Source organism: Exiguobacterium sp. s80 (assembly GCF_018618725.1).
Taxonomy (GTDB): Bacteria; Bacillota; Bacilli; order Exiguobacteriales; family Exiguobacteriaceae; genus Exiguobacterium_A; species Exiguobacterium_A oxidotolerans.
Genome location: NZ_JACSMP010000030.1, coordinates 1 through 376 on the forward strand (window position 1 = coordinate 1; position 376 = coordinate 376).

The 376-nt window shown below is 52.9% G+C and carries 1 pseudogene; it reads left to right on the forward strand.

Annotated features, from left to right (window positions below):
- Positions 1 to 376 (forward strand): annotated as a pseudogene (locus KNP94_RS15840) (copper amine oxidase); the annotation flags it as partial.

A 376-nucleotide genomic window follows, 5' to 3' on the forward strand; every position in this document is an offset into this window, starting at 1 on the left:
CGAACGACTTCGGTGCGTTCCTCGGAGCAGCAACGGAAGAAAACCTTCCGACGAAAGCAGCACAAGAAGCGGTCGCTGGCCATGAAACATATGTCCAAGACACGTTCATGCAGTACACGGAAGGCGACTACAAAGGATCAGTCGACACGTTCCGCGAGTCATATGCTTACATGTATGGTGTCGGTGAAAACCTCGGTAACGCGATCGTCATGCAATCTCCTGAGAAATTCATGGACGGTACACCAGGTTCAATGCCGAACACAGGTAACGGCGGCATGAGCGACACAAGCAACAACGCAACAACAGGTGCACTCGCACTCTTCGGTCTTGCACTCGGTGCAGCTGGAATCGTCGTTGCACGCAAACGTCAAAACGC